Here is a 20,084-nt window from a genome sequence, read left to right as displayed (position 1 = left end):
CTTTAAAGAGGCATCACGCAAAGTATGTCTATAAGATATAAGGCGTTGAGTATATAAAGGGGGACACAGGGGTAGGTTCACTTTCCCTGTTATAGGCGACTAACCGCATGTCTTTAAGGGAACTAGCCTTTTAATACATAAGTTCAATAGGCTCGGACATAATTGTACACCGTTTGTTGGTACATCCCATCCTATCGGCGATTTCTGTGTATAAACCCTTAATTTCATTTTTATATATAGGGTGCATTTTTAGATAGAAGGTAGACCAGTTTTTGGATTGGGAATTTAATAAAACCAGTAATAAAAAGAAATAGAAGAGATAGATTCTATTTCTTAAACGGAATCTTCAACAATTCTGGAACCGTGACAAACTCGTAGCCTTGCTTTTGCAGTGCCGGGATAATTTGGTGAAGCGATTTGATTGTATTGGTTCGATCTCGACCCGGTTCTGCCCCATCATGCATGAGAATAATCGCGCCTGGATGAATGTTGTCTAATACATTCGAAGCAATAACTTCCGGCGGGTCTTCCTGCCAATCCAACGAATCAACTGACCAGGCAATCACGTAATAGTTCATTTTGCCAAGCTTTTCGACTAATTCATTGTATAAGAAGCCATATGGTGGTCTAAATAATTTTGTCCGGTAACCAATAATGTCGTTAAGAGCATCTTCCGTTTTAGTTACTTCCCGCTCTAGGGTTTTGAGGTCGGATTCTTCGACAAGGTTAGGATGGGAGTACGTATGGTTTCCGATTACATGACCCCCGTTTTGAACTTGCTTTACAATTTCAGGATTAGCAACGGCTTTTGAACCTAAGATGAAGAATGTTGCTGGTACATTGTACTGGTTTAATACATCTAATACACCATTTGTAAAACGTGGGTCAGGACCATCATCAAAAGTTAAAGCAACTCGTTTTTGATCAGTAGGACCTTGTAAGAAAAATATATCTGAATACCGTTGTTGTAAAATTCTCAGGTCAACAGGCTGCTGACGTTCCCGCTCGGGATTTTCAGATCCTCCTTTAAGGTCAGGAAAATCTTCTTTCGGATTATCTCGTATATCCTCTTTCCACCATTGCCGCGATACATTTACCAAGGGTTCCTCATTCGCATAACCAGTCATGATATCTGTTATATGAAAACAAAATAAAAAACCGGCAACCAACAACCACTTGAATATTCGATCTTTCATCCATTCATCTCCTTTTTATATTAATACCCGTTTAAACAGGGATTATTTATTATCACGATTGTTACTTTTAAAAAGAAGGAAAATAGTTTCCATTTTTCCTGAAAAATAATAGGCGTAATTTTTTGCTAACTTATTTTTGCTATTCATTGAATTTCATGGAATAAGAAGATAGGAAAAAGTTTGTAATATCGCACTTTTGCTATTGTATGTTCTGATATAAGATCCCTCAAAGATGGGCGGCATGATGTAAGTCGTCTATCTAAAGGGAGATATAGTAATTTATAAGTGTTGTTGGTTAATCATGTTCATGTTTAATCAGTCAGCTTATTGGAGAAGGTCTTTCATTAAGTTACTAAACTTAGTGAAGGCCTTTTTCTTTTGAGAATGGAAATGCAGCATAGAAATTCCAGGTTCCTTCAATTTTCCAAGACCTTCTATCTCTAGAACAAATATCATTTTGGCATCACTTTTTTGAAAACACTATGAAAATAACAACCACCTCTTCAAATAAAACGGTATTTCATCATCCTTCCATTATTAAATAAAGTATACACCACTTGACAGAAAATTCAGTTTGAGTTATTGTGTACAAAACAGATAATAAATACAATTTAGAATTTTGTGAATGTTTATAAAATTGTCTGATGGAAAAATATTAATAGCTTTAAAGAAAGGAGTAAATATAATTGGCACTAATAAGTATAAAAGAAAACTTAAATGAACAGGTTTTTCAATCCCTTAAAGAAATGATTATTATGGGAAAGTTAAAACCAGGTGAAAAGATAATTGAAACGAACTTGTCAAAGGTCCTAAACACAAGCCGAACTCCAATAAGGGATGCTCTACGTAGGTTGGAAAGAGAAAATTTAGTTATTATGCCTCCGTCACGAGGTGCCCAGGTAACAAAATTAAGTAAAAAGACAATTATAAACCTTTATGAATGCAGAGCGGCGCTGGAAGGTTTAGCCATTTCTCAAGCCGTGGAACATATTGATAAAGAAAGTATGGATTTGATTGAAGAAAGTATTTTTTTAGCCGAACATTATTATTCAAAAGGTGATATGGAAAAGACAGTGGAAAAAAATACATTTTTTCATGAGCAATTTGTTGAATTAAGCAATAATATCCCTCTAATTCAAATGATGGAAAGTATAAAAACTCAAATTCTCCGATATAGAATATTAACAAGTTCAGTAGGTTTTAGAGGTACATTCTTAGAAGAACATAAGGAAATTCTTGAAGCAGTTAAAAATAAAAAAAATGATCTTGCTGAATCGATGATGAGAAAACACATTTTAGACGATCTTCAAACCTTTCTGGAGGGATTAGAGAATAGTTATCTTGATAATTAATAATTAAAAAGGAGATGTTTTTATATGAAACTACCAAACGAAATAAAAATTATTGAAATAGGCCCTCGAGATGGGTTGCAGAATGAAAAGCTTTTTTTAGCTACAAAACATAAAATCGCTCTAATTAAACACTTAGTTGAAAGCGGATTCAAAGAAATAGAAGCTACTTCATTTGTTCATCCACAATGGATTCCTAATTTAGCAGATGCTGAAGAAGTGATGGAAGGGATTCGTGACTTGCCTGCTACTTTTTTTGCGCTAGTCCCCAATGAAAGGGGTTACAATAGGGCGGTTAAAAGTGGAGTTGACGGTATTACTTTTGTTCTTTCAGCAACTGACTCCCATAGCAAGAAAAATCTTAATCGCACCACGTTTGATTCTATTAAAGAGATTGCTACTTTGGTTGAAGAAGCAAAAAAGGACGGATTACAATATAGGGCTTCTGTTTCAACCGTTTTTGGCTGTCCCTTTGAAGGAAACCCAGGATTCAATAGGATAAGGGAAATTACAGAACAGTTAGTTAAAATAGGTTTCCAAAGGATTGGATTTTGCGATACGATCGGCATAGCTAATCCAGTACAAGTTTACGAATGGATGTCAGCACTGTTAGAAGAATTTAAAGATATAGAATTTGAGTTACATTTTCATGATACTTATGGCAGAGGCTTATCAAACGTTCTTGCTGGGATCCAAGCTGGGGTTTATTCCTATGACAGTAGTATTGGAGGGCTTGGCGGATGTCCATATGCACCTGGAGCTACAGGAAATATATCTACAGAGGATTTAGTCTCTTTACTTCATGAAATGAACATAGAAACTGGCATTAATACAGATAATTTAGCTAATACATCCAAGATTTTGCATAGTTTTCTTAATAGAGACTTAGATAGCAAGATTTGGCGAGTAGCAAAATCAAATAGTTAATAACAATAGAATAGGAGCTGTAATAATGACGAATAAAACGAAACTCCCTTTAGAAGGTGTTAAAGTTTTGGAAATGGGGTCTTTAATCGCAGGGCCATTCTGTACTAGAATATTAGCAGATTTCGGGGCAGAGGTAATAAAAGTTGAACTTCCAAAAAAAGGGGACCAAATTCGTAAATGGAGAATTCTCCATGAAGGTACATCATTATGGTGGTACGTCCAGTCTAGAAATAAAAAAACCATTTCAGTAGACTGCCGGACAGAAGAAGGAATGGACATTATAAAAAAACTGTTAAGCGAATGCGACGTTCTAGTTGAAAATTTCCGCCCAGGTACTTTAGCAAAGTGGGGATTAACAGAGGAAAGCCTTAAAGAAGTGAATCCGAATTTAATTTCATGTCATATTTCTGGATATGGTCAAGATGGTCCCTATAAGGATAGGGCTGGATATGGGGCTATTGGTGAAGCAATGGGAGGGTTAAGGTATTTAACTGGGTACCCCAATCTCCCACCGACAAGAGTTGGTATTAGTATTGGGGATTCAGTCGCGTCTTTATATTCAGTAATTGGAATATTGATGTCGCTCTATCACCGTGATGTAAATAAGGGAGTGGCACAAAAAGTTGATGTTGCTTTGTATGAAGCTATATTTAGCCTGATGGAAAGCATGTTGCCGGAGTATGATGCTGCAGGAGTAAAAAGAGAAAGGACAGGGGCTACACTTCCAGGTATCGCACCTTCTAATATTTATAAGACAAAAGAAGGTAGTTATATTGTGATTGCTGCAAATGGAGATAATATCTTTCAGCGTTTGCTAAAAACAATGGGTAGAGACGATTTAGTAGGTGATGGAAGGTTTTTGACCAACGATCAAAGGGCTGCAAATGTCGATTATATAGATGATACTATTCAGGAATGGACAATGCAGTATCCTTTAAAAGAATGTGTAGATATTTTAAATGAAAATGGTATACCAGCTGGGGCGATCTATAGCGTTGAAGATATGCTAGATGATCCCCAATATAAAGCAAGGGAAATGATAGTAGATGTTCCACACCCGGACTTGGGTTCATTAAAAGTTCCAGGGATAGTTCCAAAGCTAAGTGAAACCCCTGGCCAAATCAAGTGGTTAGGTTCAAAAATAGGTGAACACAACAATCAAGTTTTTAAGGATATAGGATTAACTGAAGAACAAATCGAGCAGTTATATGAAAAAGGCATTATATAAAAATACCATAGATTCAAGGAGGAGTTGTCCTATCAAAAAAAAAGTTTTAGTTACTAGAAAGCCCCCTGAACATGTCTTAAAGGAATTAAAAAATCACTTTGAAATTGATCTCTGGGATTCTGAAGAAGACAAGATACCAAGAGATATCCTTTTAAAACAGATAGAAGAAGTGGATGGAGTTCTTTGCCTACTTACTGAAAATATGAATAAAGAGATTTTAGAAAGAGGAAAAAACCTAATGGTAATAAGTAATCTGGCAGTCGGTTACAACAATATAGATGTAAATGGCGCTTCTGAAAAGGGGATTATGGTTACAAACACCCCAGGAGTATTAACAGAAACAACTGCAGATTTAACATTTGCGCTTATGCTTGCAACTTCCAGGAAACTGGTGGAAGCCGCTAATGTGTTGAGAGAAGGTAAGTGGAAAACTTGGTCACCGATGTTTTTAACCGGGATGGATATTCACGGAGCAACATTAGGGATAATTGGGTTAGGAGAAATTGGAGCAGCTGTTGCTAGAAGAGCAAAAGGTTTTGGGATGAACATGATGTACTATAATCGAACACCAAAGCCCTTTTTGGAAAAGGAAATCGGCATTCAGTATGTTAGTAAGGAAGAATTGTTAAGAAATTCCGATTTTGTTTGCGTATTAACACCTTTAAATAAAGAAACTGAAAATCTTATTACTAAAAAAGAATTAAATTTGATGAAAAAAACGGCTATTCTCATTAATACCTCAAGAGGAGGTATTGTGAATGAGCAAGATCTAACAGAAGCTTTATCTGATGGAGTTATCTGGGGTGCTGGATTGGATGTATTTGATCAAGAACCGATATCAGTTCATCATCCGTTATTAAAATTATCAAATGTGGTAGCATTGCCGCACATTGGTAGTGCTAGTATTCAGACAAGAACTAAAATGTGGGAGCTTGCCGCTCATAATCTAACTATAGCTCTCTCAGGAGGAACTCCTCCCCATCTTGTTAATAAATGATGAATTTGTCCCGTTTGCTACCACATATTTTTAAATATAGTAGGGGGTTCCTGATTAAAGTTCTTTGATCACTAGATTCATTTAAAGAAGTAGCAGAGAAATCGTAATACGGTCAACACTTTAATCAAGAAAGACCATGGGTAAAATATCCGGATATTATTTCTGATTATGCTTATGTAGATACAGATGCTTTAACGTTGGTTAGGAAACCATGAATTCGATGTTTGTCCTACTGAAAATCAGTTTGGAGATATTCTTTCCGATGTGTTCGCTGCTTTAATGGGCGAATAGGTATGGCACCTTGTGGCGAGATTGGGGACACAACGCCGTATTTCAACCTTGCCATGTATCAGCTCCTGATATCGTAGGAACTGGTAAATCCTATTGGTATGATTTTATCGGGAAAGATGATGAAAGATTATTTAGCTGATAAATTTGATAGTCTTGAAGTTGCAAAGACTAGTACTTTAATAAATGATGCTGTTTGTAATGCATGCTGTTGGTGATATCTAACCTTATGAGCCGGGGGACAGCTGGATATAAAGAAATTATTGAAAAAATTAATATTCAAGCGGATAAATTATTAGGTTAGTGTACAAGTAAAAAACAACATCTTTGCATTATTAAATGGTTTTCTTTAAAAGACTTTATTATTCTTTTTTGGGAGAGGGATTATAATAATGTTAAACAAAAACATTTTATCAGCAAAAATCCATGGTATGCCAGTCGTTGTGTATGTTGGTTTAAGTATACCCGTCATATTAGGAGTTGTAACTGGAAGTTTAGGTACTGATATCATGTCCATTATAGGGATGCTTTATGTAATAGGCATATTGTTTTCTTGGTTAGGCGATAAGATACCAATCTGGAATAACTGGATTGGAGGAGGAAGTATGCTTGCAATGATGGCTCCATCATTTCTGGTGTATACAAAAGTAATTCCAGAAAAGTATTCAGAAGCGATTACCTATTTCTTTGATGATATGAGCTTTCTTAATTTCTATATTATTGTTCTTATCATGGGCAGTTTGTTAACAGTTGATAGTAAAATGCTTGTTAAGACACTCAAACGATGTGGTCCTGTATTTGCAGCAGCGGTATTTGGAGCTGTTATTTTTGGAATTATTAGTGGAAATTTAGTCGGAAAACCAATCGGAGATACGTTAGCATATTATGTGCTTCCTAACTTAGGTGGAGGTAATGGATCTGGTGCAGTTCCTATGAGTCAAATCTTTGAACAGGTAACGGGTACATCAAAAGATACTTACTATTCAACGGCAATTGCAATATTGACACTAGGAAGTACTATTGCTCTTGTTTCAGGTGTAGTTTTACATCGTATAGGTCAACTATTTCCAAAATATGCAGGAGACGGTAAATCATTATTAAAAAATACTGTTACTGGAACTGAAGATTTAGAAGAAGAAATAGTGAAGCCAAGCAGACTGGATATAGCAAACTCTTTTATGATTGCCATAGGTTTTTATGCTTTAGCAAACTTATTTGGAAAAATAATACTTCCAGATATATTCGGAGTTATCATTCACCCATTTGCATATCTAATATTATTTTTAACTCTAGCCAATGTATTTAATATTCTTCCTAAAAACTTAAGTTATGGGGCGGAAGCATTATCTGATTTTATTGGTGGAAAAATGGGTCCTATGGTCTTTGCTGGTATTGGAGTTGCATTATTGGATTTTGGTGACTTTGTTACCGCAATTACGTTTGAAAATATATTCTTAAGCTTCATGATTATTTTAGGTGTTATTGTTGGTGCAGGAGTTATGAGTCATTTTGTTGGTTTTCATATCATCGATGGAATTATTGTTGCCGGATTAACTTGTTCTAATAGAGGAGATAGTGCAGACGTAATTCTATTAACTGCAACAAATCGTTTGCCTCTACTACCATATGCACAAGTTATATCAAAGTTAGGTGGAGCAATTATATTAGCCCTATCAAGTATAGTGTTTGCTCAATTTTTCTAAATCTTAAATACTGATGAAATTAATTAATATTAGTAGGAATATAATCCAATAAATCATGATTCCACAGCTTGTGAAAAGCAGTTCTAAAATACTTGGATTACATTAATAAAATAATAAAATGGAGAGCAAATTATTTGATCAGAAAAGAAAGCGAATATCAAAAACAACTGATTCATTATATGAAAGGTAGAAAAGGAGAGAGTCTTGAATCAACGTGGTCAATCCATCAATTCCTTTTCGCATAACAGTTTTTCCACAAATGATGTAGATGTTTTTCACACTTGTATAATTGTTTCGTAGATGTTTCAAATCCCTCATAACGGTTTGAATAATACGCTCATCTAGTCCACTGTAGAAGGAAATTTCCGCATGTGCTGTTTTAATCGAGCAAATGCTTGGGGACGGGGATTCCAAAGAAGTAAACGGTAAAGAATTTTCACTAATTGGACGAAGCTTAACGGGGAATTTTTTTGCGGCATTAGAAAAGAAAAACAGAATTGGTATATCATCCGTACGACTGTACACCGTGGGAACGTGAGCAATATTTGAAAATATATTAATAGAAAAGCGTTGGGGCTCTATGCTTCCAACGCTTTCTGTTTTCTTCAATTTCTCTATTAACTCCTCGATTAATGATTTGGAGGAACATGACGTACAGCAGGTAGTTTTTTTATATAAAAGCAGGAAAAGCAACCTGGCAATATGCTATTAGATGGATATCGGATGAATTGTAAGAAGAGAAAATATACTAATATAAACAGTCAGAACACAAATGAGGTAGACTATCTACCCTCACTTTTCCTCCAGCCAAACCTGATTGTATAGAATCATCTCATTAATTTCTTTCTCACTGACAGTTATGTCTTTCTGGAAGAGAAGGTCTAAATAGGCCTTATGATTATTTAGTGTCTGTTCGATGTTGCTGGATTGTTTGGAAGCAATCATTTTCGGCTTATACAATTCGTAGATAGTTTTTCCAATTTCAATCACAAAGGCATTTTCAGTGGCTTCAAGAACTGCATAATGGAATTCCAAGTCAATGTCGGCCAGTTCTTCAGGGCTTAGCTCCGGTTTTAGTCGCTGGACTTGATTGTAATAGACTTCTTCGATTTTATTAATCTTTTCTTCAGACCATTTCGCACGAATGATATTGATCATAAGAATTTCGAAATGTTGACGGAATTCTATCAGCATTTGTGTATTATTGCTGTGCATGATTAAGCTGAAGATCAAGGGATTTAAGGAAAAGTGTGAAGGGTTATTGGTGATGAACATACCTTCACCGCGCTTAATCTGAATGACTCCAATCGATTCCAGTACTTTAATTGCTTCCCGGACTGGGGTCCTGCTAACGCCAAGCTGTTCAACCATTTCAGCTTCCGTGGGTAATTTATCGCCAGTTTTAAGCGTTCCGTCTAACAGCTTGTTTTTTATATTGGAGACAATTTCCGTCGAGATTTTGTCAGAAGTTGTTAGTTTTTCAAAGTGCATAAGATGGCTCCTCCAGTTATGTTTACTTTCTTTTCTATAGATTATATCGGATAAATCAATTTTTGGATAAATAATTTTAATTTTATAATAGTTTTGAATATTTGGTTTACAAGCTAAGTTGGAGATGATAACATATTACATTAAGTACATCATATGTAGTATGTAGTGAACTGGAAGGAAGTGTAATATTTGATGAAACACACAATCGCAAGTATTCCAGGAGATGGAATAGGTCCAGAAGTAATGGAGGAAGCTGTTAAAGTCTTAAGAGCAGTGGAGGAGGTACACGGAAATTTGCATTTTGAAATAGATTCTTATGATTGGAATTGTAAGCGTTATCTGGAAACCGGGCGAATGATGCCTGAAGATGGAATGGAAACATTGGCTCCGTATGATGCTATTCTATTCGGTGCTGTAGGATCTCCAGAAGTGCCTGATCATATTTCAGTTTGGGAGTTAATCCTACCGATTAGAAGAGAATTTCAACAATATATAAATTTAAGACCTATTAAATTATTAAAAGGAATTGAAAGTCCATTAGCAAATAAAGGTATAGAAGATATTGACTTTGTCGTAGTACGTGAAAATACGGAAGGTGAATACTCAAATAGTGGAGGTCGTTTGCATGTTGGTACTCCATATGAAGTAGTGGTTCAAAATAGTGTTTTTACAAGAATGGGTAGTGAACGCGTCATAAAATATGCGTATGAATTGGCACGAAAAAGAGGTTCTAAACAGTTATCTGTTGCAACAAAATCTAATGCAATTAATTTCTCTATGCCATTCTGGGATGAAGTGACGAAAGAAGTTGGCATAGATTATAAAGAAATAGAACCGAAGTTTTACCATATCGATGCATTAGTTGCCTTTTTTGTATCGAAGCCAGAAATCTTTGATGTAGTGGTTGGAAGCAACTTATTCGGTGATATATTAACAGATTTAGGTGCAGCGATTTCAGGTGGACTTGGAATTGCACCTTCAGGAAATATCAATCCAGAAAAGAAATACCCATCGATGTTTGAAGCAATTCATGGTTCTGCACCAGATATCGCGGGTAAAGGCATTGCAAATCCGATAGCACAAATTTGGAGCACTTCATTAATGTTAGAACATTTAGGATACCCGGAAATAGCCAAAATAGTTGTCAATGGAATAGAAGAAACATTAGTAGATGGTAAAGTGAGAACACCAGATTTAGGTGGAACTGCTTCCACAACTGAATTTGGAGATAAAATTATTGATAACATTAAAAAGTATGCTTAAGGGGGATTTTAAATGGGTCAATTAGAAGCAAAAGTTATTGCCGTCACAGGAGCAGGCGGTGGAATGGGAAAAGCAGTAGTAGAAAATCTTTTAGCAGAAGGTGCAACAGTAGTAGCTTTGGATATTGACACAGACTCTTTATATTCTATTCAAAATGAAAATATACATGTTAAAGCTATTAATCTATTAGATGAAAACAGTATTCAGAAAACATTCAAAGAAATATACAATGAGTTTAATAAATTTGATGGACTTGTCAATATTGCTGGAGTAGCACAGTCTGCCAAACCAATCACAGAAGTGGAGCTTTCGGAGTGGCATAAAATAATCGATATCAATGCTACTGCAACATTTTTAACTAGCCGTGAAGCAGTTCGGTATATGAAGGAAACAAAAAATGGATCTATTATTAATATAGGTTCCGTATCTGTTACAAGACCACGTCCTGGTTTACAAAGTTATGTTGCATCTAAAGGTGCGGTAGAAGCTTTTTCTAAAGCCTTAGCACTCGAAACTGCACCATTTAATATTCGCGTTAATGTAATACATCCTGGTCCAGCCGATACACAAATGTTAAGTCAATTCTCTTCCGAGCAAGCTGATGAAGTAGTATTAAATAAAGATATTTTTGCAGAAAGTGTTCCATTAGGTAGATTGATTAGACCAACTGATATTTCTGCAACAGTTACACATCTATTAACAGATGGGGCACAAATCATTACAGGTTCAGTGATCCATGTTGACGGTGGAAGAAGTATCTAGAAAGGAAGTTCTATATGAAAACAATTCAAATGTTAATTGATGGAGAATGGGTTGGAAACGAGAAAGAACAATGGATAGATGTGATTAATCCTGCTTCTGGGGAAATAATTACAAGAATCGTTCGTGGAAATGAAAAACATGCAGATCGTGCTGTTCAATCTGCAAGAAAAGCATTGAAAAATAAAGAGTGGAAATCTATTAAACCATTTGAAAGAGGACAATTCTTACAAGAAACGGCAAGATATATTAGAGAGAATGCGGAAGAATTAGCGGCACTTGAATCTATGGATATTGGGAAGCCAAGTGCACAAGCAAAAGCGGATATTGAAGCTGCCGCTCGCTATTTTGAATTTTATGGTGGCTTAGCCGACAAGGTGTTCGGAGATTCTATTCCGATTGAAGAAGACTTGTTAAATGTAACGGTTATTGAGCCAATTGGAGTTACGCTTCATATTGTACCATGGAATTATCCTATCCAAATTACTGCGCGCAGTGTAGCTGCTGCTATAGCAACAGGAAATGTAGTCATTGTAAAAAGTTCAGAAGATACACCTCTTACTACCAACTTTTTAGCGAAATGGTTCTATGAAAAACTTCCTAAAGGGGTATTTCAACATCTTACAGGATATGGTGCAGAAATTGGCTCTGCATTGACTTCTCATCCTGGTATCAATCAAATTACTTTTACAGGCTCCGTTCCAACAGGAATCGCAGTAATGAAATCAGCCGCAAACAATGTTGTGCCGGTTACGCTTGAGTTAGGTGGTAAATCACCTAACGTTGTTTTTAAAGATGCTGATTTAAACAGAGCAGTTCCTGCAATCGTTAATTCCATTGTACAAAATGCTGGCCAAACCTGTTCTGCAGGTTCTCGTCTATTAATTGATGAAACAATCGCAGACGAATTGCTAGAAAAATTAGTAGAAAAGTTTAAAAGTTTAAAAGTGGGACCACCAGCTAACATTGCAGATGTGGGACCAATTATAAATGAAAAACAATACAATCGAATTCTAGAGATTTTACGTAATATTGAAAATGAAGCAAAAATTTTAGTCGGTGGGGAAGCAGTTCAAGTGGAGGGTTATGAGAATGGCTTTTATATAAGTCCGACTATAATCGAAGCATCTGATCATGATAACTCTTTTGTACAGGAAGAAATTTTTGGTCCAGTACTCAGTGTAGTACGCTTTAGTGATGTGGATGAAGCAATTGAATTAGCGAATGCCACTGATTATGGACTAGTTGCTGGCGTTTGGACTAAAGATATTGATGTAGCACATTATGTCGCTTCTCGTATTGAAAGTGGCCAAGTTTTTATCAATAGTTATGGAGCAGCAGGCGGTGTTCAAATGCCGTTTGGAGGATATAAGAAGAGTGGCATTGGGCGAGAAAAAAGTCATTTAGCCGTTCAAAACTATATTCAAATAAAAAATATTGCTGTTCAAGTTCAACTATAAATACTAAAATATGCTTTAAAGGAGGCGTAAAATGAAAGCGCTAAACAATATTAGTAGTTTTGCCGGGAAATACTTTGCTCTTATAGTAATAGTGTTTTCGGTCCTTGCTTTTATGGTACCAAGTTTGTTCTCATCATTTGGTGCGTATATAACTATCTTGCTTGGGGTCGTCATGTTCGGCATGGGTCTTACGTTGAAAGCATCTGATTTTAAATTAGTTTTTACAAATCCAATCCCTGTTCTAATAGGGGTAGTTGCACAATTTTCAATCATGCCAACGATCGCCTTTATAATTGCATACTTATTAAAATTACCTGCAGAACTTGCGGCGGGTTTAGTTTTACTAGGTAGTGTTCCTGGGGGGACTTCTTCAAATGTAATGGTATATTTGGCAAGAGGTAACGTTCCTCTTTCCATCACAATGACGAGTGTTTCTACTTTACTTGCACCCATTATGACACCGCTTCTATTGTTAATTTTTGCAGGGCAATGGTTGCCGGTAGATCCAATGTCTATGTTCATGTCCATTGTACAAGTGATTATTATTCCTATTATCTTAGGTTTATTAGTAAATAAATTCTTACCTACTGTTACCGAAAAAAGCGATTCTGTTTTACCTCTAATCTCCATTGTTGCTGTTACCATTATTGTTTCTGCAATTGTTGCAAACAATAAAGAAAATATTGCAACTGCTGGAATGCTCGTATTCGTAGCGGTATTATTACACAATGGATTTGGACTTTTATTAGGATACTATGCAGCAAAAGCTTTAAAACTATCTCGTCAAGATCAACGTGCAATATCTATTGAAGTCGGAATGCAAAACTCTGGTCTGGGTGTAGCTTTAGCTGCTACTTACTTTACGCCACTAGCTGCATTACCAAGTGCATTCGCGTCTGCTTGGCAAGTAATCACAGGTACTGTTCTCGCTTCCTACTGGGCAAAACATAAAGTGCCAGATGACTCTAACTCTACGGTAGAGGCCCAACCGCATCACAAGCCATTAACTAATGTGGAAGAACTATAATAATATTAACTAGACCGCTTGATGAATATGTATCAAGCGGTCTAGTTTTAATTTAATATAATTGTATCTTGCTCAAGAACTATTTATTTAAAAATTCAGATAATAATATAGACTTATCTGTTTCCAAACTGTACCATAATAATTAGGGGGAGATTACTTGTTTTCAAAGTATATTAAATTAGTTATGGTAGCAGTAATAGCATTAGGTATTAGTATATATAAACTAGATACAGCAAATGCAGCTGGAGTAATGTGGGGGAAGACTGAATTAAAATTAGGTCAAATTGGTAAAGTGACAATTTTAGCAGATACCGTATTATCGAAATTAGAAAGTGATGGGTCACTATCAACTGTTCGTACAATGAAAAAAGGGGAAGAATATCGAGTTTATAGCTATCAGTCAAATCAAGGTGGTCTATACGGTGTAGGTGGAGGAAATTTTGTTCAAAAAAGCGCTATAGTGAAATATGAAACGCCATCAAAATCAAAGCTCGCTCTTTTGAATGAAATCAGTGAAAATCCAAAACAAGTACAGCAGCCAACGCAGCAAGTAGCAGGCAATGGATTAGAAGTAATTCCGGGAGCACCAACAAGTTTTAGGAATTGTAAGGAAATGAATGAATATTATACGAATGGTGTGAAAAAGGGGCACCCTGCTTATAAGTCCAAACATGACCGGGACAATGATGACTGGGCTTGTGAACGATAAGTGAGTTGATAGGTAGATACTAAACGAAAAACGACCTTCTCTTTTTGAGTTGGTCGTTCTTAAAATTAAGAAGTCTTTGCTTTTGCGGTTCTCTTTCTTGTAGTAGGTTTTTTCTTTTTTGTTCGATCAAGTGATGCTTGGAGAGCAGACATTAAGTCTGTAACGTTAGAAGGTAAATCAGGTTGTTTTTCACTTGTAGTTACAACTTGGTTACTAGCTTTCTTCTCCTCAATTAATTCCATTAGTGCTGTACGATATTCATCGGTGTATTTACTAGGTTCAAACACAGTTGTTAATTGATCAACTAGCATCAGTGCTGTATCCAGTTCTTTTTTAACGACTTCTTGTTCGGTTGGTACATTGGGTACGTCCGCAGTGCTTCGAACTTCGTCAGGGAAATGAATTGTTTCCATGATTAACGTTTCTTGATAGACTCGAATAACCGCTAATTGTTCTTTTGAACGTATCATGATTTTTGCAACACCTATTTTACCAGACTCCTCTAGTGCTTTTCGTAAAAGGGTGTAAGCTTTTCCGCCTCCACTATCAGGAGCCATGAAATAACTTCGTTCAAAGTAAATAGGATCTATTTCTTCCAATTTTACAAAATCGATGATTTCTACTGCTTTATCTTCATTTTCCTTTTTTAGCTTCGCTAGTTCTTCTTCATCTAACACTACAAATTTATTTTTCGAGTACTCGTAAGCTTTAACGATATCTTCATTTTTTACTTCTTTTTTACAACCTTCACATATCTTTTCATAACTAATCGGTGTTTTGCATTCTTTATGAAGTTGTCGTAATTTAATATCTTTGTTTTCAGTTGCTGAATGTAACTTTATTGGTATATTAACGAGTCCAAAACTAATGCTTCCTTTCCAAACTGTATGCATTACTTTCACCACTTTTTCCTTTTCTTATTACTATGCATTGTTTCGGTGGTTTTTATGTATCAAAAGTAGATAAATATCAAAAACTAGAAAAAACAATTGGAAGTAGGTTTAAATTTGAAACCCATGCTATTAACGAATGCAACTGAAATTCCTCTGGGGAAAAACTGGCTGTATGAAACAAAATATGATGGATTTCGGTGCCTATTAGAGTGGAAGAATGAACCTATTCTTAAAAGTAGAAATGGAAAAATACTTAATCAGATGTTTCCAGAGATCATTAACTTTTGTTATGAGATACAGGAAAGAATCAGTCCTTACTTACCTTTAACATTAGATGGTGAGTTAGTTTATTTAACAAATAATTTTCAAAGTGAATTTTCCAAAGTTCAACAAAGAGGTCGCATGAGAAATAACGAGGTTATTGAAGCAAATGCTAAAGAGTTTCCTTGCCATTATATTGTGTTCGATCTGTTAGAATTTAAAGGGGAAAGTCAAACTAATCGATATTTAACGAGTCGCAAACAGCAACTGAGTCATCTTTTTCAAAGTATTGAAATCCCTAGTTCTGTAAATTATGAAGATGCCAACCGTATCCAAGCAATAGATGTTTATGAAAATAGTGAATTATTGTGGAAAAAAATACTTGTGCACAATGGGGAGGGCCTAATTGCTAAGAAAAGCACAAGCAAATGGAGTAGCGATAAACGTACTGTAAATTGGCTGAAAGTTAAAAACTGGAGATACGTCACAGTTATTTTGTTTAAATATGATAAAGAAAATGGGTATTTTCATGGTGGCGTATACGATGAAGAGAAGCTAGTTGAGGTAGTCACTTTTAAACATGGATTAAAAGAAGATGAGATGAAAACATTAACAGCGTTCTTCCAGACGAAAGGAAATAAGCTAAGCGCAAATATATGGGAGCTTGAACCTTCTATTTGTGTGAATATTGCTTGCATTGATTTTGATGGCAAGAAGTTAAGAGAACCAAGGTTCCATGCATTTAATTTCGAATTCCAGGCACAAAATTGTGATTGGAAGCATATGCAACGACAACTTTTACCAATTCCTCAAACAATCAAAATAACTCATCCGGATAAACCAGTTTGGCCGGCAAGTGGTATACAAAAAGACGATTACTTATTTTACCTGCAAAATATATCATCCTATATTCTTCCTTTTTTAAGTGGTCGCTTACTAACGGTCATTCGTTATCCTCACGGTGCTCCAGGAGAAAGCTTTTATCAAAAAAACTCACCTAACACTATTCCTGATTTTGTTACCACGAAGCTAGTTGACGATATCCGTTATATTTTGTGTAATGATGTCGAAACCTTATTATGGCTTGGAAATCAACTTGCATTAGAATTTCATATTCCATTTCAAACTGTTAAGACTAAAAAACCTACAGAAATTGTATTTGACCTGGATCCACCTTCCGTTAATGAGTTTACTTTAGCGGTAGAAGCTGCAGTACGTATGAAAGCAATTTTTGATCAATTTGAGCTTAAATCTTTTGTCAAAACGTCTGGAGGAAAAGGAATTCAACTATATATCCCGTTACCAATGGATAGTTTTTCATATAAAGAGACAGGGATCTTTACAAAGTTTGTTTGTGATTTTTTAGTTGAACAGGAGCCACAGTGGTTTACAACAGAAAGATTGAAAAAGAACAGAGATAACAAATTGTATTTGGACTATGTTCAGCATAAAGAGGGAAAAACGATTATCGCGCCGTATTCGCCAAGAGGAAATGATTTGGGACTTATCGCCACTCCGTTGAATTGGGATGAGGTATCCACTTCACTAAAGCCAGATATGTTTTCGATACCGGCAGTTTTAGAAAGAATAAATAAATATGCTAACCCATTCCATGACTTTAGACAGGACTTAGATGCAAAAAGTTTTGCGGTTGTTCTTAGTCAATTGAAGGAACTAACAAAATAATAAACGAAAATAAAAAAGCGTTAATGGTTTTAATTATGCCAAAACGCTTTTTATTTATATTTATTAAAGAATAAATTTTAGTGTATCCGATTATGCAAAATGATTCTATATATTAAATGAAGGGAGATTTGGTAATGAGTGAGTATCACAAACTTCAATTTGTATTAGCGCATTCGAATGTACAAGATCGCATCGTTTCGATTCCTAAATTGTATATTGAAATAACTGGTAACTTGGCAGAATCTTTATTGTTAAATCAAATTGTTTTTTATGCTGACAAGTCCAAAAGAGCTGATGGATTCTTTTATAAATCGTACAAAGATTGGTACAAAGAAGTATGTTTAACACAAAGGCAAGTTAGTTACGCGGCGAAGAAATTAGTAGAAAAAGGATTAATCGAAACAAAGCTTATTAGAACATATGGGTCCCCAACGGTACACTATAAACTCCGCTGTGACAATTTTGTCAAATGGATAGTGACAAATTGTCCAAATGAAACTTTACAAAATGTTGAAATGGAAGCAGACAATTTGTCGAAATCATTAACAGATATTACTTCAGATATTACAACAGATTATAAAAAGATAATAACAAACGAGCAAGAAGTGATCCCATTTTCGAAAATCATCGATTATTTGAACAGCAAAGCAAATACAAATTTTAAAGCAAGTTCCAAAAGCTCTCAAGCCAAAATCAAAGCGCGTTGGAACGAAGGGTACCGCCTCGACGACTTTGCTCACGTAATAGACGTGAAAGTGAACGAGTGGTTGAACAATCCTAAATGGAGCAAGTTCCTGCGTCCAGAAACACTTTTTGGACCAAAATTTGAAAACTACCGAAATCAAAAGAGAGTGGTGGACAAACATGCAGCAAATCAGCAACGTTCAGAAGACTTTCGAAAAGAGAATGATTTACCGTTCTGAAACTTGCCCTATTCATGCAGTACAGTTTGTTGAATTTGAAGGGGAAGCTCAGTGCCCTAAGTGTTTCACAGAACATGAAAATAAAGCATTGGAACTTAAAATGAATAACCAAGTTGAACAATCGAATAGTCTCTATCTCGAACGGAAAAGCTTATTGTCTGATCGCACCTTACTAAGTTCAACGCTTGAAAATTATACAGTCACTTCAAATACAGAAGCTGATTTGAACAAGCAAATTGTTTTGGAATGTGTGAATCATTTGAAAAGTGGACAAGTATTCAACATTATTTTGCAAGGCAAAGCTGGAGCAGGGAAAAGTCATTTAGCTTTTGCCATTCTACGAGCATTAAACTCCATGAAAATAAAAGGTGCTGGTGACAAGGAGCCTGTTCAGAAATCATGTGCATTTATAAGTTTTGAACTAATGCTTCGCAAGGTAAGAGAATCATACAAAAAACCTGAACAAATATTAAATGAGTTCTATTTTTTGAGGCTAATAGAACAGGTAGATTTTCTAGTCATCGATGATCTTGGTGCAGAATCAGGAGCGATCGACACAGAAAAGACCGCCACTGACTTCGTTCATAAATTTTTATATGCTCTATCTACCAGTAGACAACATAAAGTGACTATCTACACGACTAATTTAACAAGCACTTTATTAACAACATTATATGATAAAAAATTAATATCTCGCTTTTTTAAGAAGCCCAAATTTATTGTTTTTAAAGATACGAAAGACTATCGAATCGGAGATATTCCATTTTAATTAATTGATATGGAGGTTTGTGTTATGACAAATTGGATTCCGGGAGCTGGATTTTATGTCGTCCAACCATCTGGACCTATTAACGAAATAGAAAACGAACAAATTCTAGAAGAGGTTAAGCGTAAACTAGATGAAGCGAAAGAGGCATTTGCCCCGGAGCTTTTAGAAATAAATTACTTGAACGCATGATAATAAACTATGAAAACATTCTATTTCCGCATTTACTAATAAGAGAATAATAATTCTGCTAATGAAAAGGAAAGGAGAAATAACATGTTTATTAGACCATGCGAAGGAAGAATTACTTCGAGGTACAGTTCACTTCGAAAACATCCTATAACAGGTGAATGGAAAGCTCATAAAGGTGTAGATTTTGGAAATGATGGAAGCACTATTATAAAAGCTTCCGAAATAGGTACCGTGAAGCGAGCGGAAGTCATTGGTGGTTATGGAAATACGGTCATAATTACCCATGTACTAAATGGGAAAAATTACGAAACATTGTATGCGCATTTAAAATCCATATCAGTAAAAGTAGGTCAAACAGTTATACAAGGACAACATATAGGGATAAAAGGAACTACAGGTAATAGTACGGGCGTACATTTACATTTTGAGATGCATATTCCAACCTACTCGGAAGGTCAACCAAATGCGGTAAATCCATTACATTATATTGTAGATCCTGCAATAGAAGAAATACAGAAAATGCTCGTAATGCTTGACTACCGACTTAATATGGATGGGATAGAAGGACCATCAACGGAAGCGGCTATTAAAGCTTTTCAAGAGACAAAAGGTTTAGTGGCAGATGGTATAGTAGGAGATATTACATTAGAAGCTCTGAATAATGCAGTTGAATTGAAAAAGGAGGAACTACGCATGGCAGAGCCAAAACTAACACCTGGACAAGAAACGATTCGTCAAGAAGCAATGCGATTGAAAATTACGAATGGAAATGATCCGTTTAAAAATGTCAATCAATATTATGCCTGGGCGGTTGCAGTACCAATTGCACAGAAAGTTGAGGAGCTAGAAAAGCGGATTTTAGAATTAGAGAAAAAACTTGCCTAATAAAGAGATTGTTGAAAAAGTCTTTCTAGTGACTTTTTCAACAATCTCTTTAATTTTGAAACCGTAATAATTTTCGTCATA

At 35.6% G+C, this 20,084-nt stretch carries 19 protein-coding genes; 15 read left to right on the top strand and 4 right to left on the bottom strand.

Going from position 1 to position 20,084, the window contains the following annotated elements:
• Positions 1-326: 326 nt before the first annotated feature.
• Positions 327-1,196, bottom strand: coding sequence for a polysaccharide deacetylase family protein (locus tag BMZ04_RS15990; protein WP_093273464.1), 870 nt, complete (start codon positions 1,194-1,196; stop codon positions 327-329).
• 686 nt (positions 1,197-1,882) lie between these two features.
• On the opposite strand from BMZ04_RS15990, the gene BMZ04_RS15985 reads away from it, so the two are divergent.
• The 5 genes from BMZ04_RS15985 (at position 1,883) to BMZ04_RS15965 (ending at position 7,688) form a co-directional block, all read left to right on the top strand.
• The gene (locus BMZ04_RS15985; protein ID WP_093273458.1) at positions 1,883-2,548 is read left to right on the top strand and encodes a GntR family transcriptional regulator; all 666 of its coding nucleotides are present in this window, start codon (positions 1,883-1,885) and stop codon (positions 2,546-2,548) included.
• 24 nt (positions 2,549-2,572) lie between these two features.
• Positions 2,573-3,472, top strand: coding sequence for a hydroxymethylglutaryl-CoA lyase (locus tag BMZ04_RS15980; protein WP_093273455.1), 900 nt, complete (start codon positions 2,573-2,575; stop codon positions 3,470-3,472).
• Between the two features lie 25 nt (positions 3,473-3,497).
• Entirely contained in the window at positions 3,498-4,700 is a 1,203-nt protein-coding gene (locus BMZ04_RS15975) for a CaiB/BaiF CoA transferase family protein (RefSeq protein WP_093273451.1), read from the top strand.
• Positions 4,681-5,697, top strand: a complete 1,017-nt coding sequence (locus tag BMZ04_RS15970) for a 2-hydroxyacid dehydrogenase (protein ID WP_369802677.1) — start codon at positions 4,681-4,683, stop codon at positions 5,695-5,697. Before BMZ04_RS15975 ends, BMZ04_RS15970 begins: the two co-directional genes overlap by 20 nt.
• Positions 5,698-6,377: 680 nt before the next feature.
• Positions 6,378-7,688, top strand: coding sequence for a 2-hydroxycarboxylate transporter family protein (locus BMZ04_RS15965; protein WP_093273445.1), 1,311 nt, complete (start codon positions 6,378-6,380; stop codon positions 7,686-7,688).
• A 138-nt stretch (positions 7,689-7,826) separates the two neighbouring features.
• Here BMZ04_RS15965 and BMZ04_RS22885 read toward each other — a convergent pair whose 3' ends face one another.
• Together BMZ04_RS22885 and BMZ04_RS15955 are read right to left on the bottom strand one after the other, a co-directional pair.
• Positions 7,827-8,297, bottom strand: coding sequence for a hypothetical protein (locus tag BMZ04_RS22885; protein WP_255367976.1), 471 nt, complete (start codon positions 8,295-8,297; stop codon positions 7,827-7,829).
• A 183-nt stretch (positions 8,298-8,480) separates the two neighbouring features.
• A complete protein-coding gene (locus BMZ04_RS15955; protein ID WP_093273441.1) occupies positions 8,481-9,179 on the bottom strand; it encodes a FadR/GntR family transcriptional regulator in 699 nt (232 codons plus the stop codon).
• Between the two features lie 192 nt (positions 9,180-9,371).
• Between BMZ04_RS15955 and BMZ04_RS15950 the strand changes: the two genes are divergently transcribed.
• From BMZ04_RS15950 to BMZ04_RS15930, 5 genes are all read left to right on the top strand, one after another.
• Positions 9,372-10,442, top strand: a complete 1,071-nt coding sequence (locus BMZ04_RS15950; RefSeq protein WP_369802682.1) for a tartrate dehydrogenase — start codon at positions 9,372-9,374, stop codon at positions 10,440-10,442.
• A 12-nt stretch (positions 10,443-10,454) separates the two neighbouring features.
• On the top strand, positions 10,455-11,204 hold the full coding sequence (locus BMZ04_RS15945; RefSeq protein ID WP_093273431.1) for an SDR family NAD(P)-dependent oxidoreductase: 750 nt from the start codon (positions 10,455-10,457) through the stop codon (positions 11,202-11,204).
• Between the two features lie 14 nt (positions 11,205-11,218).
• Positions 11,219-12,661: an aldehyde dehydrogenase family protein gene (locus BMZ04_RS15940; RefSeq protein ID WP_093273426.1), complete on the top strand. Its 1,443-nt coding sequence runs from the start codon at positions 11,219-11,221 to the stop codon at positions 12,659-12,661.
• Positions 12,662-12,692: 31 nt separating this feature from the next.
• Positions 12,693-13,688, top strand: a complete 996-nt coding sequence (locus tag BMZ04_RS15935; RefSeq protein WP_093273421.1) for a bile acid:sodium symporter family protein — start codon at positions 12,693-12,695, stop codon at positions 13,686-13,688.
• A gap of 157 nt (positions 13,689-13,845) precedes the next feature.
• Entirely contained in the window at positions 13,846-14,397 is a 552-nt protein-coding gene (locus BMZ04_RS15930; protein WP_255367960.1) for an excalibur calcium-binding domain-containing protein, read from the top strand.
• Positions 14,398-14,462: 65 nt separating this feature from the next.
• On the opposite strand, the gene BMZ04_RS15925 is transcribed toward BMZ04_RS15930, so the two are convergent.
• Positions 14,463-15,290 carry a non-homologous end joining protein Ku gene (locus BMZ04_RS15925; RefSeq protein ID WP_093273416.1) on the bottom strand — a complete coding sequence of 276 codons (828 nt, stop codon included), beginning with the start codon at positions 15,288-15,290 and terminating at the stop codon, positions 14,463-14,465.
• 114 nt (positions 15,291-15,404) lie between these two features.
• On the opposite strand from BMZ04_RS15925, the gene BMZ04_RS15920 reads away from it, so the two are divergent.
• From BMZ04_RS15920 to BMZ04_RS23065, 5 genes are all read left to right on the top strand, one after another.
• Entirely contained in the window at positions 15,405-17,237 is a 1,833-nt protein-coding gene (locus tag BMZ04_RS15920; protein ID WP_093273411.1) for a DNA ligase D, read from the top strand.
• A gap of 134 nt (positions 17,238-17,371) precedes the next feature.
• Positions 17,372-18,160: a conserved phage C-terminal domain-containing protein gene (locus BMZ04_RS15915; protein ID WP_177184472.1), complete on the top strand. Its 789-nt coding sequence runs from the start codon at positions 17,372-17,374 to the stop codon at positions 18,158-18,160.
• Positions 18,102-18,929: a P-loop NTPase family protein gene (locus tag BMZ04_RS15910; RefSeq protein ID WP_093273401.1), complete on the top strand. Its 828-nt coding sequence runs from the start codon at positions 18,102-18,104 to the stop codon at positions 18,927-18,929. Before BMZ04_RS15915 ends, BMZ04_RS15910 begins: the two co-directional genes overlap by 59 nt.
• A gap of 24 nt (positions 18,930-18,953) precedes the next feature.
• Complete coding sequence (locus BMZ04_RS22445; RefSeq protein ID WP_177184471.1) at positions 18,954-19,118, top strand: hypothetical protein; 165 nt, start codon at positions 18,954-18,956, stop codon at positions 19,116-19,118.
• Positions 19,119-19,202: 84 nt separating this feature from the next.
• Positions 19,203-20,003, top strand: coding sequence for a peptidoglycan DD-metalloendopeptidase family protein (locus BMZ04_RS23065; protein WP_093273396.1), 801 nt, complete (start codon positions 19,203-19,205; stop codon positions 20,001-20,003).
• Positions 20,004-20,084: the final 81 nt, after the last annotated feature.

Source organism: Psychrobacillus sp. OK032 (genome assembly GCF_900111345.1).
Taxonomy (GTDB): Bacteria; Bacillota; Bacilli; order Bacillales_A; family Planococcaceae; genus Psychrobacillus.
Note: the sequence above shows the minus strand (reverse complement) of the source record. Positions and strands in the feature narration are given on the sequence as shown.